This window comes from Nocardioides cavernae, assembly GCF_016907475.1.
Taxonomy (GTDB): domain Bacteria; phylum Actinomycetota; class Actinomycetes; order Propionibacteriales; family Nocardioidaceae; genus Nocardioides; species Nocardioides cavernae.
The window spans coordinates 3,797,513-3,823,790 of sequence record NZ_JAFBCA010000001.1; the positions used below are offsets into that span (position 1 = coordinate 3,797,513).

The window sequence follows — 26,278 nt, forward strand, 5'->3', positions numbered from 1 at the left end:
ATGTAGCGCTGCCGGCGCTCAGCCGCGGTTGACCGCGCTGATGACCGCCTTAAGCGAGGCGGTGACGATGTTGGCGTCGAGCCCCACGCCCCACAGCACCTTCTCGCCGACGGCACACTCGACGTACGCCGCCGCGATGGCGTCGCCACCGGACGACAACGCGTGCTCGTGGTAGTCGAGGACCCGGACCTCGCCGCGCGCGGCGTAGGCCGGGTTGCCCGCCGCCTGCTCGGCCTCGACGAGCTCGTTGAGCGCGTTGGTGAACGCGTTGATCGGGCCGTTGCCGGCACCGGTCAGCTCGCGGCGCTCGCCGTCGACGTACACCCCGACGGTGAGCTGGTCCTTCTCCCCCGCCGCGCTGGAGGTGTGGACCGAGTTGAGCTTGAGCGGGGTCTCGCGGTCGAGGTACTCCGCGCGGAAGACCGCCCAGATCTCCTCGGGCGTGATCTCTCCGCCCTCGGAGTCGGTGCGCTGCTGGACGACGCGGCTGAACTCGATCTGCGCACGACGCGGCAGGTCGAGCTTGTGCTCGGACTTGAGGACGTAGGCCACGCCGCCCTTGCCGGACTGGCTGTTGACGCGGATGACCGCCTCGTAGGTGCGGCCGACGTCCTTGGGGTCGATCGGCAGGTACGGCGCCTCCCAGGGCAGCTCGCCGACCTCGACGCCCAGCGCGGCGGCCTTCTTGTCGAGGTCCTCGAGTCCCTTCTTGATGGCGTCCTGGTGGGAGCCGGAGAAGGCGGTGTAGACGAGGTCGCCCGCGTAGGGGTGGCGCGGGTGGACCGGCAGGTTGGTGCAGTACTCGACGGTGCGGCGGACCTCGTCGATGTCGCCGAGGTCGACCTGCGGGTCGATGCCCTGGCTGAAGAGGTTCATCGCCAGGGTCACCAGGTCGACGTTGCCGGTGCGCTCGCCGTGGCCGAACAGGCAGCCCTCGACGCGGTCGGCGCCGGCCATCAGCCCCAGCTCGGTGGCCGCGACCGCGGTGCCGCGGTCGTTGTGCGGGTGCAGGCTGATCGCCGAGTGCTCGCGGCGGGTCAGGCCGCGGCCGAAGTACTCGATCTGGTCGGCGTAGGTGTTGGGCGTCGACATCTCGACCGTGGCGGGCAGGTTGAGGATGATCTCGCGACCGGCCTCGGGCTGCCACACGTCGGAGACCGCCTCGCACACGCTCAGCGCGAAGTCGGTGTCGGACTGGGTGAAGATCTCCGGGCTGTACTGGTAGCCGAAGGCCTCGCTGCCGACGAGGCCGCCGAGCCGCTCCTCGGCGTACTTCATCACCATCTCGGTGCCGCGCACGGCGATGTTGCGGCACTCGTCGGGGGTGACGTTGAAGACCACGCGCTGGAACAGCGGGGCCGTGGCGTTGTAGAGATGGACGGTCGCGCGGGGGGCGCCGACCAGCGAGTCGACGGTGCGCTCGATCAGGTCCTCACGGGCCTGGGTCAGCACCGAGATCTGTACGTCGTCGGGGATCCGGTCCTCGTCGATGAGCTTGCGCACGAAGTCGAAGTCGGTCTGGCTGGCGCTGGGGAAGCCGACCTCGATCTCCTTGTAGCCCATCGACACCAGCAGCTCGAACATCGTGAGCTTGCGGGCGGGTGTCATCGGGTCGATGAGCGCCTGGTTGCCGTCGCGCAGGTCGGTGGACAGCCAGCGCGGCGCCTTCTCGACCTTCCAGGTCGGCCAGGTGCGGTCGGGCACGTCGACAGGGACGAACGGCGTGTAGCGGGCGAACGGCATCGGGCTCGTGCCCTGCTGGTTGGCGGTGTTGCTCAGGTTGGTCATGAGTTCCTCGATCTGCGGAAACGGGCGACCGGCACGCGCCACACTCCGCAACGAGGGGGCCGGGTCAGGCCTCGCTGCGGCGGCGAAGGAGGAGAAGGCTGCGCATCATGACGGACCAACTGTAACCCCGTGTGCGTGCAGCCGTCGCCCGTCTCCCGCTGGGTGAGACGCGTCGGGGCCGGGTCAGGCGCCGAGGCCGGGGCTCACGCCCGTCCGCGGCCCGCCCACGCCACCGCGGTGATGTCGAACGGACCGTCGCCGAGGCTGCGGCGAAGGGTCTCCTCGACCTCGCGCCTGCGCTCCGGGTCGAGCGCGGCGACGACCTCCCCTGCCGGACCCACGCCGTGCAGGTAGGGCTGCCACCACTCGTCGAAGCCCGGGTGGGTGACGGTGACCGGCAGCTCGCTCACCTCGACGTCACGGAGGGCGGCCCCCTCCAGGATCGAGCGGAGGCTCTCACGCGAGCCGCCCTGGAAGCCCCGCTCGTCCGGCTGCTCCGGAGCCACCTCGGCGAAGGCGGTCCACAGCGGCGCCATCGGTGCCCGTGAGCCGGCGAGGTCCCACACCGTGGCGCCGACCCAGCCGCCTTCCCGGGTCACCCGCTTCATCTCCGACACCCCGCCGACCGGGTCGGTCATGAAGTGCACGACGAGGCACGCGCCGCTCACGTCGTACGAGTCGTCGTCCCACGGCAGTGACTCGGCGGCGCCGCGGCGGACGTCGACCCCGGGGAAGCGGGCGTGGCAGGTCTCGACGAAGGGTGCCGACGGGTCGATCGCGGACACCTGCTCCGCTCCGAGGCGGTCGACCAGCGGCGCGGTGAACGCACCGGGCCCGCAGCCGACGTCGAGCGCTCGCTGCCCCGCGGTCACCTCCAGCAGGTCGGCGAACCCGACCGCGAGCGGCTGGGAGTATCGACCCATGAACCGGTCGTAGGCCTCCCCCGCCACCTCGAAGCTCACGCGTCGACGGTACGCCGCTCGCAGGGCCGTGAGTAGCCTCGGCTCCGTGCCGCGCCTGCTCATCGTCCACCACTCGCCGACGGCCTCGGTGGCCGCGCTGACCGAGTCCGTCGTCGCCGGCGCCTCGGACGAGGCGATCACCGGCGTCGACGTGGTCGTCCGGGCAGCCCTCGAGGCCGACGCGGACGACGTGCTGGCCGCGGACGGCTACGTGCTCGGGACGCCTGCGAACTTCGGCTACATGAGCGGCGCACTCAAGCACTTCTTCGACTCGATCTTCCTCCAGGCCGGCGGCGCCCTCACCGACGACGGCTCGGCGGCGGCGGTCGAGGGCGGCCGGAAGCCGTTCGGGCTCTACGTCCACGGGCGCTACGACACGACGGGGGCCGTGCGATCGGTGCAGTCGATCGTGGGTGCGCTCGGCTGGCGGCAGAGCGCGCCGGTCCTCGAGGTGCTGGGCGACGTGGGCGAGGCGGAGCGCGAGTCGGCGTACGAGCTGGGCGGGACGCTCGCGGCCCTGGTGATGGGATGAGACGGCCTGACGCGGCCCTCGCCACCCTTCTCGCCGTGGCCGTCCTGCTGTCGGGCTGCACCTCGCCCACCGACGCGCCCGCGGACGACGCGACGCCGTCGCCCTCCTCGACCGCCACCCCGACCGAGGTCGCGGCCCCGGACCCGGGCCCGACGCCCGAGGTCGGCGAGTGCCACGCCCTGTCGATGCGCCAGGCGGTCGCCGTGGTGGGCCGTACGGCGCCGGTCGCGTGCCGTCGCCCGCACACGGCGCAGACCTACTTCGTTGGTCGGCTCGACCTCACGACGAAGTCCGGCTTCACCCGGCGCGTGGATTCGCAGGCCGCCCAGCGGCAGATGAGCCGTGCCTGCACCACCCGGCTCCCCCGGCACCTCGGACGTACGCCGCGCGAGCTGAGGCTGAGCATGGTGCGAGCCGTCTGGTTCAGCCCGAGCCAGGCGCGGGCCGAGGGCGGGGCCGACTGGTTCCGCTGCGACATCGTGGCCGTGGCGTCACCCGGCACGCTGCTTCGGCTCCCGCGCCGGACGAAGGGATGGGACGGTCCACTGATGTGCGCCACCGCGGCGCCCGGCACCAGGGGGTTCCGGCGGGTGACGTGCGGCGTGAAGCACTCATGGCGTGCGGTCGCGACCGTTGACATCCCGGGCCGCAAGCTGCCCACCCGCGACGCGGTGGCCGCGCGGATGGACCAGGTCTGCCGCGACGTCGCGGCGGACGCCACCGACGCCCTGGACTTCACGTGGTCGCAGGAGAGCCCCACGCGCGAGCAGTGGGACGCCGGGCAGCGCTACGGCATCTGCTGGCTGCCGGCCTGAGTCGTCCGGTCAGGCGGGAGCCTCGGCCGGCACGGGTGCCGGGCGGGTCGAGCCCATCAGCCCCTCCTTCCGCGCCACCAGCGCGGCCAGGCCGATCGTCGCGAACGCCGCAAGCACGTTGATCGCCAGCATGGAGACGCTCTTCACCAGGACGAACGTCTCCAGTGTCTGGGACTGCAGCAGCCACAGCGTCATGCCTGCCTTGGCGAACCCGAGTGCCGCCCACAGCGCGGTGAGGTGTCGGAAGAGGCGGCGGACCCGCGGACGCACGGCGAGCTCGTGGTCCATCGGGTAGAAGTCGCCGGCCAGGCGGGCCACCATCGGTCGCGCGCTTGCGAGCGAGAGCAGGAAGAGCGTCGCGACGACGCCGTCGCTGATCACCGGCTGCAGGAAGTAGAGCCACGTGCTGTCGGCCATGACCGACAGTGCGGTCCGGCCCGTGAGCAGGACCGCGGTCAGGACCAGCAACCCCGACGTACGACGCCGGGTCAGCGCGCGCCAGGCGATGGCGCCGTACGACCAGACGAGCGCGCCAGCGATCGCGGCCCACACACCGGCCAGGGCGAAGGTGCCGTAGAAGACGGCCGCGGGGACCACCACCGCGACCAGCAGGCTCAGCGAGACGCGCCTGACCACCGTCACGAGGGTCGGGCGATGGGATGCATGGAGCGCCAAAGGGTGTCGGTCCTGCCAGGTGGTCGATCGCGGAGGAGTGACGCTCGTTGATCGACGCCTGTCGGTTGTCCTCGACACCGCCACCCTACGCCGACGATCTCCGGTGTCGCGGAAAAGGAGAAGAGAGGCGCCTCAGAAGCCGAGCTTGCGCAGCTGACGCGGGTCGCGCTGCCAGTCCTTGGCGATCTTGACCTGGAGGTCGAGGTAGACCGGCGTGCCGAGCAGCGCCTCGATCTGCTTGCGCGCGGTCGTGCCGACCGAGCGCAGGCGCGAGCCCTTGTGGCCGATCATGATGCCCTTCTGGGAGTCGCGCTCCACGTAGAGGTTGGCGACGATGTCGAGAAGCGGCTTGTCGTCGGGACGCCCCTCGCGCAGGCCCATCTCCTCGACGACCACGGCGATCGAGTGCGGGAGCTCGTCGCGCACGCCCTCGAGGGCGGCCTCGCGGATGAGGTCGGCGGCCAGCGCCTCCTCGGGTGCGTCGGTGAGGTCGCCGTCGGGGTAGAGCGGCGGCCCCTCCGGCAGCAGCCCGACGAGCAGGTCGGCCAGCAGGTCGACCTGGTCGCCCGCCACGGCGGAGACCGGCACGATCTCGGCCCACTCGGTCGAGGTCTCGACCCCCAGCGCCGCGATGTCGAGCAGGTGCTGGCCGAGCTGCTCGGGGGTCACCAGGTCGGTCTTGGTCGCGACCGCGATGCGCACCGTGCGGCGCACCTTGGCCAGCTCGCTGACGAGGTAGCGGTCGCCGGGGCCGATCTTCTCGTTGGCCGGGAAGCAGACGGCGACCACGTCGACCTCAGCCCACGTGGTGCGCACCAGGTCGTTGAGCCGCTCGCCCAGCAGGGTGCGGGGACGGTGCAGGCCGGGGGTGTCGACAAGGATCAGCTGCGCGTCGTCGCGGTGGACGATCCCGCGCACCACGTTGCGGGTGGTCTGCGGCTTGGACGACGTGATGACGATCTTCTGGCCGACGAGCGCGTTGGTCAGCGTCGACTTGCCCGCGTTGGGGCGGCCGACGAACGACGCGAAGCCGCTGCGGTAGCCCTCCGGCGCCTCGTAGAAGGCGCCCGCCGGCGCGACCCCGGACAGGTCGAAGTCGTCGTCGAGCTCGTCGTCCTCGTCCTCGTCCGGCTCGTCGACCTGGTCGTCGAGCTCGTCGTCGACCTGCGCGAGGTCCTTGTCGTCGTCGTCAGCCATCGCTGGCCTCCCTCGCCTGCTCGGTCGGTGCCGCCTCGGTCTGGGCAGCGTCGTAGTCGGCCCAGATCTGCTCGTCAGTCTTGCCTGCCGCCTTGCCCGCGCGCCAGATCGGTCCGGGGTCGACCGCGCGCGGCTGACGCGCGGCGGTGGCGCGCCAGTAGCCCATCACGTCGTAGTGGCTGCTCGGGAGGCCGACCTCGCGCATCAGGTGCTTGCGGATCGCGCGCATCTGCGCGGACTCGCCGGCCATCCAGAAGTAGCCCTCGCCCTCGGGCCACTCGATGCCCTCGACCACCTCGGCCAGCGCGCTCTGCCCGGGCGCGGGAGGCGCCAGCCAGGTGACGTCGACGCCGGCGGGCAGGTAGCCGGACAGGTCGTCGGGCACCTCCGCCATGACGTACGTCGTCAGGTCGGGACGGGACTCGGCGATCCGGGCCATCGCCGGCATGGCCGTCAGGTCGCCGACGAGCAGCAGCCAGGACGCCCCGGGCGGCGGGGCGAACGACGCCTTGGGCTCGGTGATCGTCACGGTGTCGCCGACGCAGTCGCGCATCGCCCACTCGGTGACCAGGCCGACGTCGTGGACCACCACGTCGAGGGTGAGCTCGCCGTCCCGGAAGGACCGCACGGTGTAGTAGCGGCTCTGGAACTGCCCCGGCACGACGAGGCCGACCCACTCGTCGGCGATCCCGGTCGAGGTGAAGCCGTCGAGGTCGCCGAGGACCAGCCGGAGGAGGTGGTCCGAGAGCGGTTCGCGGCGACGCACGGTCGCCTGGAACTGCGCTGCACGGGTGCTCACCCACTGAGGTTATCGGTGGCTCACCAGTCGGGGCGCATCGGGAAGTCGGAGCGGCCGTCGTCGTGGTTGCGGGTCGCGAGCACCTGGTGCAGCTCGACCTCGTCGCGCTCGAAGCCGACGCGCGAGCCGGCGATGTAGAGGCCCCACACGCGGGCCGTCCCCTCGCCGACCTCGGCCACGCACTCGTCCCAGTGCTCGACGAGGTTGCGGTTCCAGTCGCGCAGCGTGGCGGCGTAGTGGAGGCGCAGGTTCTCGCTGTGCTGCACCTCGAGGGCCTGGTCCTGCGCAGCGCGGATGATCGTGCCCGAGCCGATCAGCTCCCCGTCGGGGAAGACGTAGCGGTCGATGAAGTGGCCCGTCTCCTGCCGGCGGTTGTGCCGCCGGGTGATCGAGTGGTTGAGCAGGCGGCCGCCGGGCCGGAGTCGGTCGCGGAGGTGGCGGAAGTAGGCGGGGTAGTTGCGCACGCCGATGTGCTCGGTGAGCCCGATCGAGCTGACCGCGTCGAAGCCGGACTCGACGACGTCGCGGTAGTCGAGGTGGCGCACCTCGGCGAGATCGCCGAGCCCCTCGCGGTCGATCGCCTCCTTCGCCCACTGCGCCTGCTCGAGCGACAGCGTCACGCCCAGCGCGCGTACGCCGTGCTCGCGGGCGACGTGGCGGACCATCGTCCCCCAGCCGCAGCCGACGTCGAGCAGGCGCTGGCCGGGCTGCAGGTCGAGCTTGCGGCAGACGAGCTCGAACTTCGCCGCCTGCGCCTCCTCGAGGGTCATGTCGGGCGTCTCGTAGAGCGCGCAGGTGTAGGCCATCGACGGGCCGAGCACCAGCTCGTAGAACCGGTTGGACACGTCATAGTGGTGGGAGATGACCTCGGCGTCGCGGGTCATCGAGTGGCGCAGCCCCTCCACCGCGCGCCGCCAGCGGGGCAGGTGCTCCTGAGGCGGCGGGGGCGGTGGCCGCAGGTGCGTGAGGCCGAGGCTGCGGGCGATGTGCACGGCCTCGGACGGCGCCGGCACCCGGAACTTCGTGTGGTCCTTGAGGAGCACGAGCGCGTCGTAGGGGTCGCCGGGATGGACCCCCGAGAGCTGGAGGTCGCCGCTGACGTAGGCCCGCACCATGCCGAGGTCGCCGGGTGCCGTCATCAGGTAGGCGAGCCCGCGCTCGGTGCGCAGCTGCATCCCGACGTCGGCGTCCGGAGGGCCGGCGCTGCTGCCGTCGTACGCCGTGAAGTGCAGCGGCAGCCCGCCCCTCACCAGCCGGTCCATCGCGTCGCCGATGCTCAGGCGGGCCGGTGGGCGGGGTCCCGAGCCCGGATCCGTGTGGAAGATCATCGTCGCTGCACCACCTTGTCGTAGAGGGACGTGAGTCGGCCGTCGGGATCGTGGGCGGCCTTGACGCGGGCCAGGTGGTCCCCGCCGTAGAGGCGGTCGAACTCCGCCTGCGCGTAGAAGGCCTCGGAGTAGAGGCTCTTGTGGCCGCCGAGCTCGGAGACCTTCGCCTCGATCGCCCGGTTGCGCGGGGACGAGGGCGCGTCGGGGCCGACGTTGACGATGCCCCAGAAGCCCACGTTGACGTACGTCGTCTCGGCGCTGAGCGGGTAGCCGGGCCAGGGCCGGTCGCCGGAGCCGTCCGCCCCGCGACGCAGCCGCAGCGGGCACAGCCACACCGGGCGCATGCCGATCTCCCGGTCGAACCACTCCAGGAACTCGGGGAGCCGCTCGACGGGGACCTCGACGTCCTGGACGACGCGCTCCCCCTGGGGCCGCCCGGCACGCCGGTCGAGCCGGTCGGCCACGCCGAGACGGCGGTCGAGCGCGACGAGCTTCCAGTAGACGTCGGAGCGCCGCAGCCGTCGCGGCCAGACCCGTCGGACGAGCGGGTGCTGGGCGCCGAAGGCGCGCGAGCACCAGAACCAGTCGGTGTCCCAGCGCCACAGGTAGTCGTGCACGGTGAGCCGGTCGGTGCTGCGCTCCTGCAGCGAGCGGTAGAAGACCTGCTGGCCGGCGTAGTCGCTGGTCGGACCGGGGTCGTCGGTCCACCGCGCGAGGGTGAGGTAGAGCTCGTCGGGGGCGAAGGCGACGCCGTCGACCGCGTCGACGCGCTCCCCCGCCCAGGCCCGCTCCTCGACCACCCGGACGACGGCCCCGGCGAGCGTGGCCGCGTCAGGGAAGCGGACGTGCCGGAGCGCGACGTACGACGGCACCTGCTCGAGCTCGATCCGCAACCGGGTCGCGTAGCCGAGCGAGCCGTAGGAGTTGGGGAAGGCATCGAAGAGCTCGTCCCCCGGCTTGGTCGTGACCACCTCGCCGGCCCCGGTGAGCACGTCCATCTCGAGGACCGACTCGTGCGGCAGGCCGCTGCGGAAGCTCGTCGACTCGATGCCCAGGCCGCTGACCGCGCCGCCGAGCGTGATCGTCCGGAGCTGCGGCACGACCAGTGGGATGCGGCCGTGCGCGAGCGTCACCTCGACGAGGTGCTCGTAGGTGCACATCCCCTGCACCTCGGCCACGTCGCCGTCGACCTCGACGACACCCGTCAGTCCGGAGACGTCGAGGCCACCCTCTGACGCCGACCGGCCACGGAACAGGTTGCTGGTGCGCTTGGCCAGTCGCACCGGCGCACCAGCCGGCAGGGCTGCGTAGGACTCCCTGAGCCTCGCCTCCCCGGCAGCATGCTGCTCGCGACCAACAGCCGTTCGCACCCCTCCACGCTAGCGATCCGGGACCGCGCGCGCGAGCAGGTTGCAGTCCAGTGGTTCTCAGGTGGCGAGCGAGCGGGCGATCACGCCCCGTGCGTCGCCCAGGTGCACCGGCACGCCGGCGCCGGCGAAGTCACGTACGGCGTCGAGGACGGGTTCGTCGTCCGCCAGCACGACAGCAGCCTCGAGGCCGGCCGATCCGGACGACACGGCCATCGCCACGCACACGTCGAGCGCCGGCAGGTCGAGGTGCGGGAGGCGCACGCTGGCGGCGGCGTAGGTACGGCCGTCGAGGTCACGCACGGCGGCGCCCTCGTCGGCCCGCGCCCGCGCCCGGGTCGCTCGGGCGAGGGTCACCAGCTTGGCGTCCTCGGCGCTGAGGTCGACGGCGTCGTTGCTCATGCGAGAACCCTAGTGAGCGGCCCGGTCGCCGTCCGTCAGCGGCCGGCGGAGGTGACCGAGGTGTCGTCGGCGGCGGCGTCCGACCCCGGGGCGAGCACTGTCACGAGCACGGTCTCGATCTTGTTGCGGCGGCCGGTGGCGCGCTCGGCCTCAAGCCGCAGGCCGTGGCACTCCACGACCGACCCGGGGAGCGGGACCTTGCCGAGGTGCTTCGCCATCAGCCCGCCGACGCTGTCGACGTCGTCGTCCTCGACGTCGAAGCCGACCAGCTCGTCGAGGTCGTCGACCGGGTAGCGCGAGGACACCCGCATGGCGCCGCCCTCGAGGTGCTCGACCTCGACCTCCTCGGCGTCGTACTCGTCGGTGATCTCGCCGACGATCTCCTCCAGCACGTCCTCGATCGTGATCAGCCCGGCCGTGCCGCCGTACTCGTCGACGACCACCGCGATGTGCTGGCGCCGGGCCTGCAGCTCGGTGAGCAGGGCGTCGACGGGCTTGGAGTCGGGGACGTAGTGGACCGGCCGCATGACCTCGTCGACGCGCTGGGTGAACTCCACGTCGGGGGCCTCGAAGTCGCGGCGGACGAGGTCCTTGAGGTAGGCCATGCCCACGATGTCGTCGAGGTTCTCGTCGATGACCGGGATGCGTGAGTAGCCGCTGCGCAGGAACAGCGACAGCGTCTGGCGGATGTTCTTGTGGCGCTCGATGTAGACGACGTCGGGGCGCGGGACCATCACCTCGCGGGTGATGGTGTCGCCGAGCTCGAAGACCGAGTGGATCATCTTGCGCTCGCCGGACTCGATGATCGCGCCGGCCTCGGCCAGGTCGACGAGCTCGCGCAGCTCGGTCTCGGTCGAGAACGGGCCCTCGCTGAAGCCCTTGCCGGGCGTGATCGCGTTGCCCAGCAGGATCAGCAGCGCCGGGATCGGCCCGAGGATCGTCGTCACCAGGGAGAGCGGGCCCGCCGACGCCAGCGCCACGCGTACGTCGTGCTGGCGGCCGATGGTGCGCGGGGCGACGCCGATGACGACGAAGGACACCACCAGCATCACGCCGATCGTGGTGAGGAACGTCGGGACGGGCGAGCCCTGATAAGCGTCGCGCGCCCACGTCGCGACCAGCACGATCGCGCTGATCTCGCACAGCAGGCGCATCAGCAGCGCGGTGTTGAGGTAGCGCGCGGGGTCGTCGAGAAGCTTGACCAGGCGCACCGCGCCGGGACGGCCCTCGGCCTTGAGCTCCTCCGCACGGGCGCGCGAGAAGCCGCCGAGGGCGGCGTCGGCGGCCGAGAAGAGCCCGGCGAGCACGACCAGCAGTGCGGCCGAGCCGAGCTGCCAGATGTCAGCAGTCATGTCAGGCAGGCTCGGCCGACGCGCGCCACTTCTCCAGCAGCTCGCCCTGCAACCCGAACATCACCGCGTGCTCCTCGGGCTCGGCGTGGTCGTAGCCGAGGAGGTGGAGGATGCCGTGGACGGTCAGCAGGTCGATCTCGGCCTCGCGTCCGTGCCCGGCCTCCTCGCCCTGCCGCTCGGCCACCGCCGGGGCCAGCACCAGGTCGCCGAGCACGCCCTCCTCGGGCTCCTCGTTGACCTTGCCGGGGCGCAGCTCGTCCATCGGGAAGGCCAGCACGTCGGTGGGGCCCTCCTTCTCCATCCACTGGCCGTTGAGCTCGGCGATGGTGTCCTCGTCGACCGCCTTGATGCACAGCTCGGCCTGCGGATGCACGCGCATCTGGTCCATCACGAAGCGCGCCAGCCGCGAGAGGCGGCGCACGTCGAAGTCGAGGCCGGACTCGTTGAGGACCTCGATGCTCATCGAGGGCTCCGCTCGGTCTTCTTCGGGCCCGGGCGCTCGTTGTCGGAGTCGAAGACCTCGTAGGCCTCCACGATGCGACCCACGAGGCGGTGGCGCACGACGTCGGTGCCGGTGAGGCGGCAGAAGGTGATGTCGTCGACGCCGTCGAGGATGCCCTCGACGACCCGCAGGCCCGACTTCGTGCCGGACGGCAGGTCGACCTGGCTGGTGTCGCCGGTGACGACGATGCGCGAGCCGAAGCCGAGGCGGGTGAGGAACATCTTCATCTGCTCGGGCGTGGTGTTCTGCGCCTCGTCGAGGATGATGAACGAGTCGTTGAGCGACCGGCCGCGCAGGAACGCCAACGGGGCGACCTCGATGGTGCCGGCGGCGAGCAGCTTGGGGATCGTCTCGGGATCGACCATGTCGTGCAGTGCGTCGTAGAGCGGGCGCAGGTAGGGGTCGATCTTCTCGCTGAGCGTGCCGGGCAGGAACCCGAGCCGCTCGCCCGCCTCGACGGCCGGGCGGCTGAGGATGATCCGGTTGACCTCCTTGGCCTGCAGCGCCTGCACGGCCTTGGCCATCGCGAGATAGGTCTTGCCGGTGCCGGCCGGGCCGATGCCGAAGGTGATCGTGCTCTTGTCGATCGACTCGACGTAGCGCTTCTGGTTGACCGTCTTGGGCCGGATCGTGCGACCGCGGTTGGACAGGATGTTGAGGCTCAGCACGTCGGCCGGGCGCTCCTGCGTCTCGGTGCGCAGCATCTGGATGATCCGCTCGACCGTCTCGCCGGTGACGCCCTGGCCGGTGCGGACCAGCGTCACGATCTCGTCGAGGAGGCGCTCGGCGGTGGCGACCTCGGCCGACTCGCCGGCGAGCGTGATGCGATTGCCACGGACGTGGACGCTGGCGTCGAAGGCCCGCTCGATCAGCCGGAGGTGCTCGTCTCCCGGGCCCAGGACCGACACCATGTCGATGCTGTTGGGGACGACCACGGTGTGGGTCGGTCGCTCCTGGGAGGAGCCTGGCTGGTTCGTCGCAGTCATGGATGCCCGTGCGGGCGGCCTTCCGGGTCGGTGGTAGAGCCCCACCATGCTACCGAGCCGGCCACGCGCGGCCCACCTGACGTGGGGTGGCCCCCGTCAGGGGCGGGTGACCTGCAGCATCCCGAGGCACATCTCGTCGGTCGTGCCCTCGCCCCACACCACGTAGCGGTCGGGCTGACCCTCGAAGGACGGCAGCTTGTCGCGCAGCCACTGGACGTGGCGGCAGGTCACCTTGACCTGCTGGAAGGGCTCGAGCCGGATCGGGTCGATCGGGCGGCTGCCCTGGTCGTCGAAGTCCCAGACGGGGATGTCGAGGATGGTCCGCGCCTGCGGGGTGCCCGGGTTGACCTCGATCTTCAGGGAGCGGCCCAGCAGGTGCATGTGCCCGGCCACGCCGTGGATGGTGATCGGCTCGCCGAGGGTGCGCACGCACGACTGGACCTCGCCGGCGCGCGGCTCGCCACCGCACAGGAGGTGGAGGAGGTCGGCGGTGTTGCCCTCCGAGCCGAAGCGCTCCTTGACGTCAGCGAGCGACGCGGCGCGGTCGCACAGCTCTCCGTCGGAGTGCTTCGGCCGGCACGGCAGCTCCACGGGCGCGGGCAGCAGCATGGTGCTGAGCGCCTCGTAGTCCCTCGTGCCGGGCGCGAGCCGCAGCTGGGCGGCGGAGGTGTCGGGCTGCTGCCCGGCGAGCAGGTTGTAGTGGACCTGCATCACGATCCGGCTGCCCTTGCGCAGGCGGATGCCGTAGCCGGGCTTGGTGACCGACTCCTTGCCGCCCGGGGCCCACGCGCCGATCCACGAGGACCGGTCGACGTTCTGGAAGCGATCGAGCCCGGTGCCGCCGAAGCAGGTCCAGCCCTCGTCCTCCTCCGCCGCGTCCTTGGCCTCGGCGGCCGCGACCTGCCGGGGCGGGACCTGGAACAGGATGACGTGGTGCACCACGTCGGGGTTGCCGGGCAGCACCTGCGTGCCGGTGAGCCAGGTGTCCTGGTCGAGCTCGGGGTCGAGCAGGAAGCACCGGTAGTCGTCGGTGCCGGTGCCGTAGGGCGCGGACGGCGTGTAGGCGCCCGGCATCGCGATCGTCGTACGCGTCTCACCCGCGCGCAGGCGTCGGGACCTCGCCGGCTCGGCGTAGTGGCCGCTGTGCCCGGCCTGCCCGCTCTGCGCGGCCTCCTCGGCGTCCGCAGTGGACGCGCTCGTCGGGGAGTCCGCGGGCTGGGTGGCCGTCTGGTCGGCGTCGCCGGAGCCGTCGCTGCCGCTGCAGGCGGACAGGGCGAGGAGCCCGGCGGCGAGCAGGGCCGCGAGCGCGGGGCGGGTGCGGGACGGCAGGAAGGGCACACGGAGGGACATGGCGGCTCAGACCAGCGTCTCGGACATGCGCGGCGAGCCGCCGAGCACGTGGAGGTGGGTGTGGAACACCGTCTGGCCGGCGCCCGTGCCGGTGTTGGCGATGAGCCGGTAGTCGGCGTTGCCGGACTCCCGGGCGACCTCGTCGGCCAGCGCGACGAGGTGGCCGATGCTGGCCTTGTCGGCGGCCGCGGAGGCGGCGGCGTTGTCGTGGTGGTCCACCGTGATCACCAGCGCGTGGAACGGTGCCTGCGGGTTGAGGTCCTTGATCGAGACGGCGTGGTCGTTGCGGCCGAGCACGTCGGCCGGGATCTCGCCGGCGACGATCTTGCAGAAGATGCAGTCGGGGGCCGTCTCGCTCATGGCGCCAGCCTAGGCTCTGGCGGCGCGGCGTGGGACCGGAAACGGTGGCCGCGCCTCGCACTACCGTGGCGATCATGACCTTCCCCTCCACTCCTCGACCGGCTCGCGCCCGCGCCGTACGACGCTGGGCGGGCGTCGCGGCCGTCGTCGTGGCGAGCAGCCTGGCCCTCGCCGGGTGCAGCGACGACCCGACGCCGGTCTCCGACGACACGGGCACGGCGACCGAGGAGCCGCAGCCCTCGGAGACCGGGTCCGACGCCGGGCAGGAGTCCGACCCGTCGTCCCCGACCGAGTCACCGGCCGAGTCCCCGTCGGAGCCTGCGTCCGGCACCGCGGTCCCGGTCTACTTCGCGGGCGACGGCCCCGGCGGGCGCACCGTCCTGTTCCGCGAGTTCCAGCGCGTCGAGGGCGACCCGCTGACCGAGGCCGCCCGGCTCGTCGCCGGCGGCGGCCAGCCCGTCGACCCGGACTACCGCACCCTCTGGCCGGGCGTGGAGATCAGCTCGGTCCAGGCGACCGACGGGGTCCTCCTCGTCGAGATCCCCTCCGACGGGTTCACCGACCGCCCCGACGGGATGTCGAGGCGCGACGCCAGGCTCGCCGTCCAGCAGCTCGTGTACACGCTCCAAGGCGTGCAGCAGGAGCGCGTGCCGGTGCAGGTGCAGCGCGAGGGCGGCGCGCCTCTCTTCGGGCTGCCGACCGGGACGCCGTTCGAGGCGGCCGGGGCGCTGCGCACCCTCAACCTCGTCAACATCACCTCTCCCGCCGAGGGCGACACCGTCAGCGGCGACACCCTGACCGTGACGGGGGTGGCCAACTCCTTCGAGGCCAGCGGGCCCTGCCGACTCCTGCAAGGTGGCAAGGAGATCGCGCTCGAGGGCTACCAGTCGGCGGGCTGGATGGAGGACCGGCTGTTCCCGTTCGAGGTCGACCTCCCGCTCGGCGACGTCTCCGGCGAGGTGGTCGTGCAGTGCGAGACCGACGACCCCACGGGGGGCACCGAGGGCCCCGGCCCGGCCGTCGACACGAAGACGATCACCGTGGAGTGACGACGCGCCGATCAGGCCCAGCGGGAGGTTCGGGCCAGCACCGCGGCGACGGCGACCACACCGGCGGTGGAGGTGCGCAGCACCTCGGCCCCGAGGCGTACGACGTGGGCGCCGGCGTCGGCCAGCACCGTCAGCTCGTCGGGGCTGATGCCGCCCTCCGGTCCCACCACGAGCACGACCCGGCCTGCTTCGGGGACCACCAGCGCGCCCAGCGGCAAGGTGGCGTTCTCGTGCAGCACCAGCGCGAGGTCGGCCTCCGCGACGAGGGCCGCGAGGTCGGCCGTGGACGCCAGCGGGGTGACGGTGGGCAGCCACGAGCGGCGCGACTGCTTGGCCGCCTCGCGGGCGGTGGCCTGCCACTTCGCGTGGGACTTCGTCGCTCGCTCGCCCTTCCAGACCGCGACCGAGCGCGATGCGGCCCACGGCACGATGCGGTCGACGCCGACCTCGGTGAGGACCTCGACCGCGAGCTCGCCGCGCTCCCCCTTGGGGAGCGCCTGCACGACGGTGATGGCCGGCTCCGGGCGGGGCTCCTGCGCGACGGACTCGACGGTGACGGAGAAGACCCGCTTGCCCGTCGACGCCACCGACCCCGTGGCCGAGGTGCCCCGGCCGTCGGTGAGGACGACCTGCTCACCCTCGCGGAGGCGTCGTACGGCGACCGCGTGGTGCGCCTCGTCGCCGGTCACCTCGACGAGCGTGCCGGGCGATGCTCCGTCGAGGGACTCGACGAGGTGGACCGGGAGCGACACCCCGCTCAGCCCTGGAAGGCGTCGCGCAGCCGACCGAACATCGACTTGTGCGGCGCCTCGTTCTTGCCGTCGGGCTGCTCCTCGCCACGGATCGCTGCGAGCTCGCGCAGCAGCTCCTCCTGGCGAGGGTCGAGGCGGGTGGGGGTCTCCACGGCGATGCTGACGACGAGGTCGCCACGACCGCCGCGCAGGCTCGGCACGCCGAAGCCGCGGACCACCTGCTCGCTGCCCGACTGCGTGCCGGGGCGGATGTCGAGGTCGTACGTCGTCACGGTCTCCGAGGACTCGTCGGACGCGGCGGGCAGGTCGGCCTCGAGCAGCGGCAGCGTGAGCTGGGTGCCGAGGGCGGCCGCCGACATCGGCAGCGAGATCGTGGTGTGGAGGTCGTTGCCGTGGCGGGTGAAGGTGGGGTGCGGCTCGACGTGGATCTCGACGTAGAGGTCACCGGCCGGGCCGCCGCCGGGGCCGACCTCGCCCTGGCCGGTGAGCTGGACGCGGGTGCCGTGGTCGACACCGGCGGGGATCTTGACCGTCAGGGTGCGGCGCGAACGCACCCGGCCATCGCCCGAGCACTCACGGCAGGGGTCCGGGATGATCGAGCCGTAGCCGCGGCAGGCCGCGCACGGGCGCAGCGTGCGGATCTCGCCGAGGAACGATCGCTGGACCACGGCGACCTCGCCCTGGCCGTGGCAGGTCTCGCAGGTGGTGGGCGAGGTGCCGGGGGCGGTGCCCTGGCCCTCGCAGGCCTCGCAGCGCAGCGCGGTGTCGACCTTGAGGTCGCGGGTGACGCCGAAGCCGGCCTCGGCGAGCTCGACGTCGAGCCGGATCAGCGCGTCCTGGCCGCGCCGGGCGCGCGATCGCGGGCCACGGGTCTGCCCGCCGCCGGCGGCACCGCCACCGAAGAACGCGTCCATGATGTCGGTGAAGCTGAAGCCCTGCCCGGCGCCGCCGAAGCCCTGGCTGAAGGCGTCGCCGCCACGGTCGTAGGCCGCACGCTTGCCGGGGTCGCTCAGCACCTCGTAGGCGCGCGAGACGTCCTTGAACCGCTCCTGCGTCTCCGGGTCGGGGTTGACGTCCGGGTGGAGCTGCCGCGCGAGCTTGCGGTAGGCCTTCTTGATGTCGTCGGCGCTCGCGTCACGCGAGACGCCGAGGATGTCGTAGGGGTCCTGGGTCACTGGTTTCCTTCATCGAGGATCCGGGAGACGTAGCGCGCGACCGCGCGCACGGCTGCCATGGATCCGGGGTAGTCCATGCGGGTGGGGCCGACGACGCCCAGGGAGCCGAGGTGGAACTCCTGCGGGCCGTAGCCGGTGGCGACGACGCTCGTGGCCGCGAGCTCGGAGTAGGGGCCCTCGTGGCCGATGCGCACCCTCAGCGCGTCGGTCCCGGACTCCCCCAGCAGCTTGAGCAGCACGACGTGCTCCTCGAGCGCCTCGAGCAGAGGTCGGACGGCGGTGTCGAAGTCGCCGTAGCGGGCGAGGTTGGCGGTGCCGCCGACCGCGACCCGCTCGTCGTTGCGGTGGTCGGACATCGCCTCGGTGAGCGCGCCCACGATCGCGCGGGTGGAGTCGGCCTGCTCGGGGCGTACGCCGTCGGGCAGGTCGCAGAGCGCGATGGCTGCCGCCGCGATCTGCACGCCGACGCTGGCCTGGTTGACCGCGACCCGCAGCTCGGCGAGGTCGCTGTCGACCACGGGTGCGTCGAGCTCGACGAGGCGCTGCTCGACCCGCCCGGTGCTGAGGATGAGGATCAGCATCACCCGGGTCGGCGTCAGCGACACCAGCTCGATGTGGCGGACCGTCGAGCGCGAGAGCGTCGGGTACTGCACGATCGCGACCTGGCGGGTGAGCTGGCTGAGCAGCCGGACCGAGCGCTGCACGACGTCGTCGAGGTCCACCGCCCCGTCGAGCAGCGTCGCGATCGCCCGGCGCTCGGCCGTGCTCATCGGCTTGAGCGTGCCGAGCTTGTCGACGAAGAGCCGGTAGCCCTTGTCGGTGGGGACGCGCCCCGCGCTCGTGTGGGGCTGGTGGATGTAGCCCTCGTCCTCGAGCGCCGCCATGTCGTTGCGGACCGTCGCCGGCGAGACGCCCAGGCCGTGCCGCTCGACGAGCGCCTTGGAGCCGACCGGCTCCTCCGTCGCGACGTAGTCCTCCACGATCGCGCGGAGCACGTCGAGCTTGCGGTCGTCGACCATCGAGCCACTCCTCTGCTCATCGCGTTTTCTGGCACTCGTTCGCCCGGAGTGCCAAGACTACTAGCAGTCCGTAGGCTCGCGGTCATGCCCGACGACACCCCTCGGTTCACCGAGGTCGCCCCGCGCGTGTGGGTCGCCCACTACGACTGGATGCACGTCAACATCACGCTGATCGGCGGGTCCGACGGCCTGCTGATGGTCGACACGCACGGGTCGGCCGCTGAGGCGCGGACCGTCGCCGACGACGTACGCCGCCTCGGCGCGGGTCCGCTGACCGGGCTGGTCAACACGCACGAGCACTGGGACCACCACTTCGGCAACGCGACGATGGTCGAGCAGTTCGGCGACGTGCCGATCCACGCGACGGACTGGGCGGCCGAGCACATGGAGGTGTCGTCGGCCCACACCTTCGAGCAGTACGAGCAGGACACCGGCCACCCGCGCCGCGACGAGATCCTCGCGACCACGCTCCGCCTGCCCACGCGCACCTTCTCCTCCGCGGTCCAGCTCGACCTGGGCGACCGGGCGGTCGAGCTGATCCACCCCGGGCGTGGGCACACGGCCGGCGACCTCGTCGTACGCGTGCCGGACGCCGACGTGCTGCTCGGCGGCGACCTGGTCGAGGAGTCCGACCCGCCGTTCATCGGCGACGACTCGTGGCCGCTGGAGTGGCCGTTGACCCTCGACCTGGTCCTCGGCCTGATGACCGACGCCACGGTGGTCGTGCCGGGGCACGGGAAGGTCGTCGACAAGGAGTTCGTGCAGGACCAGCGCACCGAGCTCGGCGTCATCGCCGAGACCATCCGCGACCTCGCCTCCCGTGGGGTGCCGCAGTCCGAGGCCCTCGCCGCCGGCGAGTGGCCGTGGGAGCGCGAGCGGCTCGGGAGCGCCGTCCAGCTGGGCTACGAGCACCTGCCCCGCAGCCAGAAGCGGCTCCCCCTCATCTAGTCGCCCGACCCGGCCCACACCCTCCGGGGGCTGGTCCCGCGGTGGTCGGCCCAGTAGGACTGGTGCATGACCGAGAACAGCGAGTCCCAGACCGACAACACGGAGTCGACCGACACGCCCAAGGCGGGCAGCGGCACCAGCCCTGCCGACTCCGACCACTCCGGCGGCACCACCTCGCCCGACGGCGCGACCCTGGGCGGCATCTCCGACGACCAGCTGCCCGACGACCTGCAGCCCGGCGAGGACAACCCGCTGGCCGAGCCCCTCGACCCCGACGACGAGGACACCAAGAGCCGCGAGGAGCTCGAGATGGACGCCACCCAGGAGGACCTGGGCAACGACGACGGCGCGAGCCAGGCGCCGACCCAGTCGGACGACTCCGACGCCGCCGGGGGCTGAGTCCCCGGCACGTCCTCGTGCCGGTGTGATCCGCGACGCACGGCGTGCCACCCGGCCGGCGGGCCGGCGGGCCCCTACCGTGGAGCAGTGCCTCAGGATCGCTACGGAACCGACGTCCTCTCCGGCGACTGGCGTGTCCCCAAGAACGGCCGCGCCACCGAGGTGCCGACCGAGATCGGGATGGTCGTCGAGGAGGTCACCACCGACTGGTGCGGTGAGGTCGTCGCCGTCGACCGTGACATCGACACGCTCACGCTGGAGGACCGGCGCGGCAAGCGGCGCACCTTCCCGCTCGGCCCCGGCTTCCTGCTCGAGGGCAGGCCGGTGATCCTCACCCGGCCCGTGCGAACGGGTGCACCCGCAGTCCCCACGCGTACGGCGTCCGGCTCCGTGGCGGTGCCCAACGCGCGCGCCCGCGTCGCGCGCGCCAGCCGCATCTTCGTCGAGGGCCGGCACGACGCCGAGCTCGTCGAGAAGGTCTGGGGCGACGACCTGCGGATCGAGGGCGTCGTCGTCGAGTACCTCGGCGGCGTCGACGACCTCGCCGAGCACCTGCGCGACTTCAAGCCGGGCCAGCAGCGCCGCGTCGGCGTCCTGGTCGACCACCTGGTCGCCGGGTCCAAGGAGGCGCGCATCGCGCAGGGCATCGCCCGCTCCCCCATCGGCAAGCACGTCCTGGTCGTCGGCCACCCGTTCATCGACATCTGGCAGGCGGTCAAGCCCGACCGGCTCGGCATCCACGCGTGGCCGTCCGTCCCCCGCGGGATCGACTGGAAGACCGGCACCTGCCAGCAGCTCGGCTGGCCGCACCGCGACCAGGCCGACATCGCGCGCGCCTGGAAGCACATCCTCGGACGGGTGAGCTCCTTCGCCGACCTCGAGCCCGCCCTCCTCGGCCGGGTCGAGGAGCTGATCGACTTCACGACCCAGCCCTGAGCGGAGCGAAGGGCTGACGAGGTCAGGAGATCGAGTAGGGCTCGGCCGGCCATGAGCGGAGCGAAGGGCCGGCGACCCGTATCGGGATCCGCGTGGTTGATGGGTCTCGATACGCCCGCTCGTTCCTCGCGGGCTACTCGACCACCGAGGGGGCTAGTCCACCAGGTCGCGCACGATGGCGTCGGCGAGGAGCCGGCCGCGCTGGGTGAGCACGAGGCGCTCGGTGGCGAGCTCGACGAGTCCGTCGGCCACGAGGCGGGCGACGTGGGAGCGGCCGGTGGCCTCGAGGGCGGTGACCGGGAGCCCCTCGACGAGCCGGATCTCCAGCAGGATCCGCTCGACCCGCTGGTCGTGGTAGCCGAGGACCTCTCGCGCGAGGGCGGGTGAGACGCCGCTGGCGAGCCGCTGGGCGTACGCCGCCGGGTGCTTGACGTTCCACCAGCGCACCCCGCCGACGTGGGAGTGCGCACCGGGGCCGACGCCCCACCAGTGCCCGCCGGTCCAGTAGAGGAGGTTGTGGCGGCACCAGTGGTCGGGCGACGTGGCCCAGTTGGACACCTCGTACCAGCTCATCCCAGCGGCGGAGAGCTTCTCGTCGACGAGGTGGTACTTGTCGGCCAGGTCGTCCTCGTCGGGCATCGGCAGCTCGCCGCGCTTGACCTGGCGGCCCATCGCGGTGCCGTCCTCGACGATGAGGGAATAGGCCGAGATGTGGTCGGGGCGACAGCTCAGGGCGACGTCGACCGAGGTCTCCCAGTCGGCCAGCGACTCCCCCGGCGTGCCGTAGATGAGGTCGAGGCTGACGTCGTCGAAGCCGGCCTGCCGTGCCCAGTCGACGACCGCGGGTACGCGCATCGGGTCGTGGGTCCGGTCGAGCGTGCGCAGCACGTGGTCGACCGCGGACTGCATGCCGAAGCTGATCCGGTTGAAGCCGGCGGTGCGCAGCTCCTCGAGGTCCCAGGCGGCGACGCTGTCGGGATTGGCCTCGGTCGTGATCTCGACGTCGTCGACGAGGCCGAACTCCGCCGCGGCGCTGGCCACGATGGCCCCGAGGTCCGCGGGCTTGAGCAGGGTGGGGGTGCCACCGCCGAAGAAGATCGTCTCGATGGGGACGTCGCGGTGGCCGAGCACCTGGCGCGCGAAGCGGATCTCGCGGATGGCCGCCTCGGCGTACGACGACCGGCTGGCGCCGACCTCGTCGCCGAGCTCCTGGGCTGTGTAGGTGTTGAAGTCGCAGTAGCCGCACCGCACCGAGCAGAACGGCACGTGGATGTAGAGGCCGAAGGGCTTGCTGCCGAACTGGGCCCACGCCTCGTCGGGGAGCAGGCCGTCCTCGGGGGCGACGTCACCGTCGGGCTGGGCGGGGGACACGCCGGTATCCAACCACGTGCCACACGTGCGAACGGGTGCCGGTGGTCTCCCACCGGCACCCGTCCGTCGCCTCGGTCCTAGGCGTACATCTGCTCGATGAGCGCCTGGTTGTTCTCCTGCACCACGTTGCGCTTGACCTTCATCGACGGGGTCAGCTCGCCCGACTCGACCGTCAGGTCGTGGTCGAGGAGCTTCCACTTCTTGATGGTCTCCCAGCGGTTGAGGTGGCTGTTGAGCTCGTCGACGTAGCCGCCGACCATCTTCTGCACCTCGTCGGACTGCACGATCTCGGTGTAGGACTTGCCGCCCATGCCGTTCTCCTCGGCCCAGCCCGCCATCGCGTCGGGGTCGAGGGTGATGAGCGCGGTGCAGTAGTTGCGCTCGTCGCCGAAGACCATGAACTGGCTGGCGTAGGGGCACACGGCCTTGAACTTCGACTCGATCGCCGGCGGGGCGATGTACTTGCCGCCGGAGGTCTTGAAGAGCTCCTTGATGCGGCCCGTGATGACCAGGTGGCCGTCCTCGTCGACGGCGCCCTTGTCGCCGGTGTGCAGCCAGCCGTCGGAGGTCAGCGTCTTGGCCGTCTCCTCGGGAAGGTTGTGGTAGCCGTCCATCACGCCGGGACCCTTGATCATGATCTCGTCGTTGTCGCCGAGCTTGACCTCGCTGCCGGGGAAGACCGGGCCCACGGTGCCGAACTTGTTGCGGTCGGGGTGGTTGACGAACGAGCCCGCCGAGGTCTCGGTGAGGCCGTAGCCCTCGAGGATCGTGATGCCGGCGACGCCGAACCACTCCGCGATGTCGCGGTTGAGCGCCGCGGCACCGGAGATGAAGAAGCGGACGTTTCCACCGAAGCGGTCACGGATCTTGGAGAAGACGAGCTTGTCGAACAGCCCGTGCTGCACCTTGAGGCCGATCGGCACCGACTTGCCCTCGCGCTTGCGGCGCTCGACCTCGAGGCCGACGTCGAAGGCCTTCTTGAAGATCTTCTCCTTGGCGCCGCCCTCGGCGGCCTGCATGGTGACGATGCGGCCGTGGGCCTTCTCGAAGATGCGCGGAGCGGCACCCATGAACGTCGGCTTCACCACGCCCAGGTTGTCGACGATCTTCTCGACGCGACCGTCGATCGCCGCGGCGAAGCCGCACGCCATCTGGGTGGACATCAGCACCTTGCCGAAGGAGTGGGCCATCGGCAGCCAGCGGAACTCGAGGTCGTCGGGGCCGAGGATGCCCTGCGCGCGGATCGCCTCGCCCTCGTAGACCCACGAGGAGTGGCGCAGCCGCACGCCCTTGGGGCGGCCGGTGGTGCCGGAGGTGTAGATGAGGGTGGCCAGCTGGTCGGGACGGATCGCCTGCGACGTCGTACGCACCACGTCGGGCTGCTCGGCGAGCTTCTCCGCGCCCAGCGCGGCGAGGTCCTCCAGGGAGATGACCCAGTCGCCGTCCGACGCGCCCTCGAAGGTGATGACCTTCGTGACGTGGGGCAGCTCGGAGCGGTGCGCGGTGAGCTTGGCGACCTGCTCGTCGTCCTCGGCGAAGACGACGCGGCTCTCGGAGTCACCCAGGATGTAGACGGTGTCCTCGGCGTTGGTGCTCGGGTAGACCGTGGTGGTGGCACCGGCGGCGCACATCACCGCGAGGTCCGCGAGGATCCACTCGTAGCGCGTGCCGGACGCGATGCCGACGCGCTGCTCGGGCTCGACGCCCAGCGCGATCAGGCCTGCGGCGAGCGCCTCGACCTTGTCGCCGGCCTGCTTCCAGGTGACGGACTCCCACGCCTCGCCACGGGGAAAACGGAAGGCCTCGGCGTCGGGGGTCGCGCTGACGCGGTCGAAGAACTGGACAGCGACGTTGGGCGGCATGGTGTCGAGGAAGGCCGTGTCGATGGTGGTCGGCATCTGTTACCTACTCATTCGTCGGAGCGTGGCGCGGCAGCACCACACAGCGGGGCTTGCTGCTGACTTGGCTGTAACCTAGATCACTGGGTTTACCCAGCGGTAGCAAACGCGGCGAAAGTCCCGTCAGGCGAGCGACTTTCCGACTTTGGTCAGTGGCGCGTGGCGGCGTCGACGAGCTCCGGCACGATCTCGAACACCGGGTCCAGGAGGTCGGGGCTCGCCTGGATCGCGACGACCACGCCCGCCTCGGGGAGGACCACCAGGCGACTCGCGATGGAGACGTCGCCGCCGCCGTGACCGAGGGCTGGCACGCCGAGGTCGCCGTCACCGGACATGTCGATGGTCCCGAGGCCGTACCACTCACCCTTGAAGTCAGCCATCTCACGGACCATCGCCTCGGAGACCACGTGGCCGCCGTACAGCTCGTACCCCCACCGCGCGAGCGTCGCGGCATCGACCTCGACCTCATCGCCGTCCCCGGCCAGGGCGTTCCTGAGGGGGAATCGAAAACCCTTCAGGGCGGGGTCGCTCAGCACGCCTGCGAGGACCGCCTCGGCGAACGGCTGCCCCGTGAGGTGCTCGACGATCGCCGCGAGGATCACGAAGTAGACGTTGGTGTACTGCGTCGTCTCCCCAGCGGCCGAGTGCGGGGCGGGCAGACCGGACAGCAACCGCTTCACGCTGACGCCCTTGCCCTGCAGCTCCCAGTACCTGTCCGGCTCTCCGAAGCCGCCGCGCATCCCCAGCAGGTCCCGGACGCTGGCGTCGTTGAGGTCGAAGGACGCGAGAGCGGGCGGAAGATGGTCGGTCGCCGGGTCGTCCAGACCGAGCTCGCCCTCGTCCACCAGGCGCAGGATGGCGGCAGTGGTGATGGTCTTCCCGATGCTCGCTGTCATCTGTCGGGACGTCGGGGTGAACACCTGTCCGTGCGCCCCGCGGCCGACGGCGCCCGACCAGCTCCCCTCTCCCGTCACGATCACCGAGGCGGTGGCGCCCCGGATCTCCGGCCTGACGAGGACGCCGTGGCGGAGGGCTGCCTGCAGGGCGCGAGCCGTCGACCGGGGCAGGCCTCCCGACGGGAAGGGCGGGAAGTCGCCCACCATGTCACGGACCGGGCTGGACGACGGCGTCGCCGACGCGCTGACGCTGGGGTCGGCGCCAGCCGGTTCCGGCGGGCTCTCGGCCGCGGTCGAGCAGCCGGTCGCCAGGACCAGCACGGTCGCCACCAGGTGTCGTGCGCGCGTGATGACCATCTCCCTGTGCAGGAGGGACGAGCCCGAGCGGCCCTCACTGCTTCAACGCCGAGAGGACGTCATCCGGTTCGCTCAGTCCTGCACGGCCTTGGTGACGGCGATGCAGCGCGTGATCCAGTCCTGCTCCTCCGACGACAGGCGACGACCGGCGCGCTGCGCGTCCTGCACCGCCCAGCCCGCGTTGAGCACCATCCGCACGACCACCCAGTCGCGCGCGCGGTCCTCGTCGAGGCCGGCCGTGTCGACCAGCGCGTGGAAGCGCCGGCGCAGGCCGTCGCGCACCGACCCGACCGCTCCCGGGCCGCTGAGCTCGTCCATCCGGTTCCAGAGCATCGGCGCCGGCTCGTAGTGCGGGTCGCCGGCCATCGGCTTGGGGTCGATGGCAAGCCACTCCCCCGCGTCGTCGGCCAGCACGTTGGCGTAGTGGAGGTCGCCGTGCACGACGACGCTCGCCACCTCGTCGGCGACCAGGTCGGCGCCGAGCGACAGGGCCTGCTCGACGTAGCGGCGCGGGACGGGGAGGTCGCGGCCCAGCTCGCCGAGCTCCCGCAGCCACCGCTCGACGTACGACGAGACGCCGGCCAGCTGCGGCATCGCCGGGATGTGGAGCCGGCCGTAGAGCTCGCCGACCACCTCGCAGGCCTCGACGTCCCAGGAGTCACCGAGGTCCGGCCCGGGCAGCCAGTCCAGCAGCAGCGCGCGTCGCCGCGGGTCGGCCCGCTGGAGTCGTACGGCGCCCCGGCCGCCCCAGTGCTGCAGGGCGAGGCCCTCGTGGAGCGACTCGTCGTCGCCGTCGAAGCCGACCTTCAGCGCACCGGTCGTGCCGTCGGCGTCCACCACCGGCAGCACCAGCGAGCAGAAGCCGTGCAGCGACGTGCCGGTCGGACGCAGCCGCCAGTCGTCGAGCAGCTCGGCCGCGAGCCGCGGCAGCCGGTCGAGCCAGCTCCCCCAGTCGTCACCGAGCGCCCGCTGCGCGAGCAGCCCCGCAGGGATGGTGAGCGGCATGCCCGCGAGCCTAGGCTGCATTGCATGAGCGAGCGCAGCGAGCTCATCATCCTGTACA

26 protein-coding genes are annotated in these 26,278 nt (G+C 71.8%); 6 read left to right on the forward strand and 20 right to left on the reverse strand.

Translation table 11 applies throughout. The annotated features are described in order from the left end of the window. Positions 1 to 18 precede the first annotated feature (18 nt). Both leuA and JOD65_RS17845 read right to left on the reverse strand, forming a co-directional pair. The gene (gene leuA, locus JOD65_RS17840; protein WP_191195246.1) at positions 19 to 1,788 is read right to left on the reverse strand and encodes a 2-isopropylmalate synthase; all 1,770 of its coding nucleotides are present in this window, start codon (positions 1,786 to 1,788) and stop codon (positions 19 to 21) included. Between the two features lie 203 nt (positions 1,789 to 1,991). Further along, a complete protein-coding gene (locus JOD65_RS17845) occupies positions 1,992 to 2,750 on the reverse strand; it encodes a class I SAM-dependent methyltransferase (protein WP_191195245.1) in 759 nt (252 codons plus the stop codon). Positions 2,751 to 2,796: 46 nt separating this feature from the next. Here JOD65_RS17845 and JOD65_RS17850 point away from each other — a divergent pair, with 46 nt between their 5' ends. Both JOD65_RS17850 and JOD65_RS17855 read left to right on the forward strand, forming a co-directional pair. Then, a complete protein-coding gene (locus JOD65_RS17850) occupies positions 2,797 to 3,282 on the forward strand; it encodes an NAD(P)H-dependent oxidoreductase (RefSeq protein ID WP_191195244.1) in 486 nt (161 codons plus the stop codon). Then, positions 3,279 to 4,097, forward strand: coding sequence for a septum formation family protein (locus JOD65_RS17855; RefSeq protein ID WP_191195243.1), 819 nt, complete (start codon positions 3,279 to 3,281; stop codon positions 4,095 to 4,097). Before JOD65_RS17850 ends, JOD65_RS17855 begins: the two co-directional genes overlap by 4 nt. Positions 4,098 to 4,106: 9 nt before the next feature. Here JOD65_RS17855 and JOD65_RS17860 read toward each other — a convergent pair whose 3' ends face one another. The 11 genes from JOD65_RS17860 to JOD65_RS17910 all read right to left on the reverse strand — a co-directional run bounded on the left by JOD65_RS17860 (position 4,107) and on the right by JOD65_RS17910 (position 14,415). Further along, positions 4,107 to 4,733, reverse strand: coding sequence for a VC0807 family protein (locus JOD65_RS17860; protein ID WP_191195242.1), 627 nt, complete (start codon positions 4,731 to 4,733; stop codon positions 4,107 to 4,109). 171 nt (positions 4,734 to 4,904) lie between these two features. Beyond that, on the reverse strand, positions 4,905 to 5,969 hold the full coding sequence (gene era, locus JOD65_RS17865) for a GTPase Era (RefSeq protein ID WP_191195241.1): 1,065 nt from the start codon (positions 5,967 to 5,969) through the stop codon (positions 4,905 to 4,907). Beyond that, entirely contained in the window at positions 5,962 to 6,768 is an 807-nt protein-coding gene (locus tag JOD65_RS17870) for a siderophore-interacting protein (protein ID WP_191195240.1), read from the reverse strand. The genes era and JOD65_RS17870 overlap by 8 nt, the downstream gene beginning before the upstream one ends. A gap of 20 nt (positions 6,769 to 6,788) precedes the next feature. Further along, positions 6,789 to 8,096: a class I SAM-dependent methyltransferase gene (locus tag JOD65_RS17875; protein WP_191195239.1), complete on the reverse strand. Its 1,308-nt coding sequence runs from the start codon at positions 8,094 to 8,096 to the stop codon at positions 6,789 to 6,791. Then, positions 8,093 to 9,466 (reverse strand): FAD-binding oxidoreductase, encoded by a 1,374-nt coding sequence (locus JOD65_RS17880; RefSeq protein ID WP_191195238.1) that lies wholly within the window; start codon positions 9,464 to 9,466, stop codon positions 8,093 to 8,095. The genes JOD65_RS17875 and JOD65_RS17880 overlap by 4 nt, the downstream gene beginning before the upstream one ends. A gap of 57 nt (positions 9,467 to 9,523) precedes the next feature. Continuing rightward, a complete protein-coding gene (locus tag JOD65_RS17885) occupies positions 9,524 to 9,865 on the reverse strand; it encodes a cytidine deaminase-like protein (RefSeq protein ID WP_191195237.1) in 342 nt (113 codons plus the stop codon). A 35-nt stretch (positions 9,866 to 9,900) separates the two neighbouring features. Further along, positions 9,901 to 11,217, reverse strand: coding sequence for a hemolysin family protein (locus tag JOD65_RS17890; RefSeq protein ID WP_191195236.1), 1,317 nt, complete (start codon positions 11,215 to 11,217; stop codon positions 9,901 to 9,903). A gap of 1 nt (position 11,218) precedes the next feature. After that, positions 11,219 to 11,680 carry an rRNA maturation RNase YbeY gene (gene ybeY / locus JOD65_RS17895; RefSeq protein ID WP_191195235.1) on the reverse strand — a complete coding sequence of 154 codons (462 nt, stop codon included), beginning with the start codon at positions 11,678 to 11,680 and terminating at the stop codon, positions 11,219 to 11,221. Beyond that, positions 11,677 to 12,705: a PhoH family protein gene (locus JOD65_RS17900; RefSeq protein WP_191195234.1), complete on the reverse strand. Its 1,029-nt coding sequence runs from the start codon at positions 12,703 to 12,705 to the stop codon at positions 11,677 to 11,679. The genes ybeY and JOD65_RS17900 overlap by 4 nt, the downstream gene beginning before the upstream one ends. A 96-nt stretch (positions 12,706 to 12,801) precedes the next feature. After that, on the reverse strand, positions 12,802 to 14,055 hold the full coding sequence (locus JOD65_RS17905) for a hypothetical protein (protein ID WP_191195233.1): 1,254 nt from the start codon (positions 14,053 to 14,055) through the stop codon (positions 12,802 to 12,804). Between the two features lie 6 nt (positions 14,056 to 14,061). Next, positions 14,062 to 14,415: an HIT domain-containing protein gene (locus JOD65_RS17910; RefSeq protein ID WP_191195232.1), complete on the reverse strand. Its 354-nt coding sequence runs from the start codon at positions 14,413 to 14,415 to the stop codon at positions 14,062 to 14,064. A gap of 74 nt (positions 14,416 to 14,489) precedes the next feature. Here JOD65_RS17910 and JOD65_RS17915 point away from each other — a divergent pair, with 74 nt between their 5' ends. Further along, on the forward strand, positions 14,490 to 15,464 hold the full coding sequence (locus JOD65_RS17915) for a Gmad2 immunoglobulin-like domain-containing protein (RefSeq protein WP_191195231.1): 975 nt from the start codon (positions 14,490 to 14,492) through the stop codon (positions 15,462 to 15,464). Between the two features lie 11 nt (positions 15,465 to 15,475). Here JOD65_RS17915 and JOD65_RS17920 read toward each other — a convergent pair whose 3' ends face one another. The 3 genes from JOD65_RS17920 to hrcA are packed head-to-tail and all read right to left on the reverse strand — an operon-like array spanning position 15,476 to position 18,410. After that, positions 15,476 to 16,216: a 16S rRNA (uracil(1498)-N(3))-methyltransferase gene (locus JOD65_RS17920; protein WP_191195230.1), complete on the reverse strand. Its 741-nt coding sequence runs from the start codon at positions 16,214 to 16,216 to the stop codon at positions 15,476 to 15,478. Between the two features lie 5 nt (positions 16,217 to 16,221). Next, the gene (gene dnaJ, locus JOD65_RS17925) at positions 16,222 to 17,391 is read right to left on the reverse strand and encodes a molecular chaperone DnaJ (protein ID WP_191195229.1); all 1,170 of its coding nucleotides are present in this window, start codon (positions 17,389 to 17,391) and stop codon (positions 16,222 to 16,224) included. After that, positions 17,388 to 18,410 carry a heat-inducible transcriptional repressor HrcA gene (gene hrcA, locus JOD65_RS17930; protein WP_191195228.1) on the reverse strand — a complete coding sequence of 341 codons (1,023 nt, stop codon included), beginning with the start codon at positions 18,408 to 18,410 and terminating at the stop codon, positions 17,388 to 17,390. The genes dnaJ and hrcA overlap by 4 nt, the downstream gene beginning before the upstream one ends. 84 nt (positions 18,411 to 18,494) lie before the next feature. Here hrcA and JOD65_RS17935 point away from each other — a divergent pair, with 84 nt between their 5' ends. From JOD65_RS17935 to JOD65_RS17945, 3 genes are all read left to right on the forward strand, one after another. Further along, positions 18,495 to 19,358 (forward strand): MBL fold metallo-hydrolase, encoded by an 864-nt coding sequence (locus JOD65_RS17935; RefSeq protein WP_191195227.1) that lies wholly within the window; start codon positions 18,495 to 18,497, stop codon positions 19,356 to 19,358. 66 nt (positions 19,359 to 19,424) lie between these two features. After that, positions 19,425 to 19,757: a hypothetical protein gene (locus JOD65_RS17940; RefSeq protein WP_191195226.1), complete on the forward strand. Its 333-nt coding sequence runs from the start codon at positions 19,425 to 19,427 to the stop codon at positions 19,755 to 19,757. An 87-nt stretch (positions 19,758 to 19,844) separates the two neighbouring features. Then, positions 19,845 to 20,693, forward strand: a complete 849-nt coding sequence (locus JOD65_RS17945) for a DUF3097 domain-containing protein (protein WP_191195225.1) — start codon at positions 19,845 to 19,847, stop codon at positions 20,691 to 20,693. 153 nt (positions 20,694 to 20,846) lie between these two features. On the opposite strand, the gene hemW is transcribed toward JOD65_RS17945, so the two are convergent. The 4 genes from hemW to JOD65_RS17965 form a co-directional block, all read right to left on the reverse strand. Next, positions 20,847 to 22,064: a radical SAM family heme chaperone HemW gene (gene hemW, locus JOD65_RS17950; protein ID WP_191195224.1), complete on the reverse strand. Its 1,218-nt coding sequence runs from the start codon at positions 22,062 to 22,064 to the stop codon at positions 20,847 to 20,849. A gap of 77 nt (positions 22,065 to 22,141) precedes the next feature. Beyond that, on the reverse strand, positions 22,142 to 23,962 hold the full coding sequence (locus JOD65_RS17955; protein ID WP_191195223.1) for an AMP-dependent synthetase/ligase: 1,821 nt from the start codon (positions 23,960 to 23,962) through the stop codon (positions 22,142 to 22,144). Positions 23,963 to 24,111: 149 nt separating this feature from the next. Further along, a complete protein-coding gene (locus tag JOD65_RS17960) occupies positions 24,112 to 25,215 on the reverse strand; it encodes a serine hydrolase domain-containing protein (RefSeq protein ID WP_204811259.1) in 1,104 nt (367 codons plus the stop codon). A gap of 72 nt (positions 25,216 to 25,287) precedes the next feature. Continuing rightward, positions 25,288 to 26,220, reverse strand: coding sequence for an aminoglycoside phosphotransferase family protein (locus JOD65_RS17965; RefSeq protein WP_191195221.1), 933 nt, complete (start codon positions 26,218 to 26,220; stop codon positions 25,288 to 25,290). Positions 26,221 to 26,278 lie beyond the last annotated feature (58 nt).

Bases quoted from the DNA above. Each gene is read 5' to 3' on its own strand.
- JOD65_RS17900 (WP_191195234.1), bottom strand. From the start codon at position 12,705: ATGACTGCGACGAACCAGCCAGGCTCCTCCCAGGAGCGACCGACCCAC.
- JOD65_RS17915 (WP_191195231.1), top strand. From the start codon at position 14,490: ATGACCTTCCCCTCCACTCCTCGACCGGCTCGCGCCCGCGCCGTACGA.
- JOD65_RS17910 (WP_191195232.1), bottom strand. From the start codon at position 14,415: ATGAGCGAGACGGCCCCCGACTGCATCTTCTGCAAGATCGTCGCCGGC.
- JOD65_RS17935 (WP_191195227.1), top strand. From the start codon at position 18,495: ATGCCCGACGACACCCCTCGGTTCACCGAGGTCGCCCCGCGCGTGTGG.
- JOD65_RS17890 (WP_191195236.1), bottom strand. From the start codon at position 11,217: ATGACTGCTGACATCTGGCAGCTCGGCTCGGCCGCACTGCTGGTCGTG.
- JOD65_RS17965 (WP_191195221.1), bottom strand. From the start codon at position 26,220: ATGCCGCTCACCATCCCTGCGGGGCTGCTCGCGCAGCGGGCGCTCGGT.
- hrcA (WP_191195228.1), bottom strand. From the start codon at position 18,410: ATGGTCGACGACCGCAAGCTCGACGTGCTCCGCGCGATCGTGGAGGAC.
- JOD65_RS17875 (WP_191195239.1), bottom strand. From the start codon at position 8,096: ATGATCTTCCACACGGATCCGGGCTCGGGACCCCGCCCACCGGCCCGC.
- JOD65_RS17955 (WP_191195223.1), bottom strand. From the start codon at position 23,962: ATGCCGACCACCATCGACACGGCCTTCCTCGACACCATGCCGCCCAAC.
- JOD65_RS17940 (WP_191195226.1), top strand. From the start codon at position 19,425: ATGACCGAGAACAGCGAGTCCCAGACCGACAACACGGAGTCGACCGAC.
- ybeY (WP_191195235.1), bottom strand. From the start codon at position 11,680: ATGAGCATCGAGGTCCTCAACGAGTCCGGCCTCGACTTCGACGTGCGC.
- JOD65_RS17960 (WP_204811259.1), bottom strand. From the start codon at position 25,215: ATGGTCATCACGCGCGCACGACACCTGGTGGCGACCGTGCTGGTCCTG.
- JOD65_RS17855 (WP_191195243.1), top strand. From the start codon at position 3,279: ATGAGACGGCCTGACGCGGCCCTCGCCACCCTTCTCGCCGTGGCCGTC.
- leuA (WP_191195246.1), bottom strand. From the start codon at position 1,788: ATGACCAACCTGAGCAACACCGCCAACCAGCAGGGCACGAGCCCGATG.
- era (WP_191195241.1), bottom strand. From the start codon at position 5,969: ATGGCTGACGACGACGACAAGGACCTCGCGCAGGTCGACGACGAGCTC.
- JOD65_RS17905 (WP_191195233.1), bottom strand. From the start codon at position 14,055: ATGTCCCTCCGTGTGCCCTTCCTGCCGTCCCGCACCCGCCCCGCGCTC.
- JOD65_RS17885 (WP_191195237.1), bottom strand. From the start codon at position 9,865: ATGAGCAACGACGCCGTCGACCTCAGCGCCGAGGACGCCAAGCTGGTG.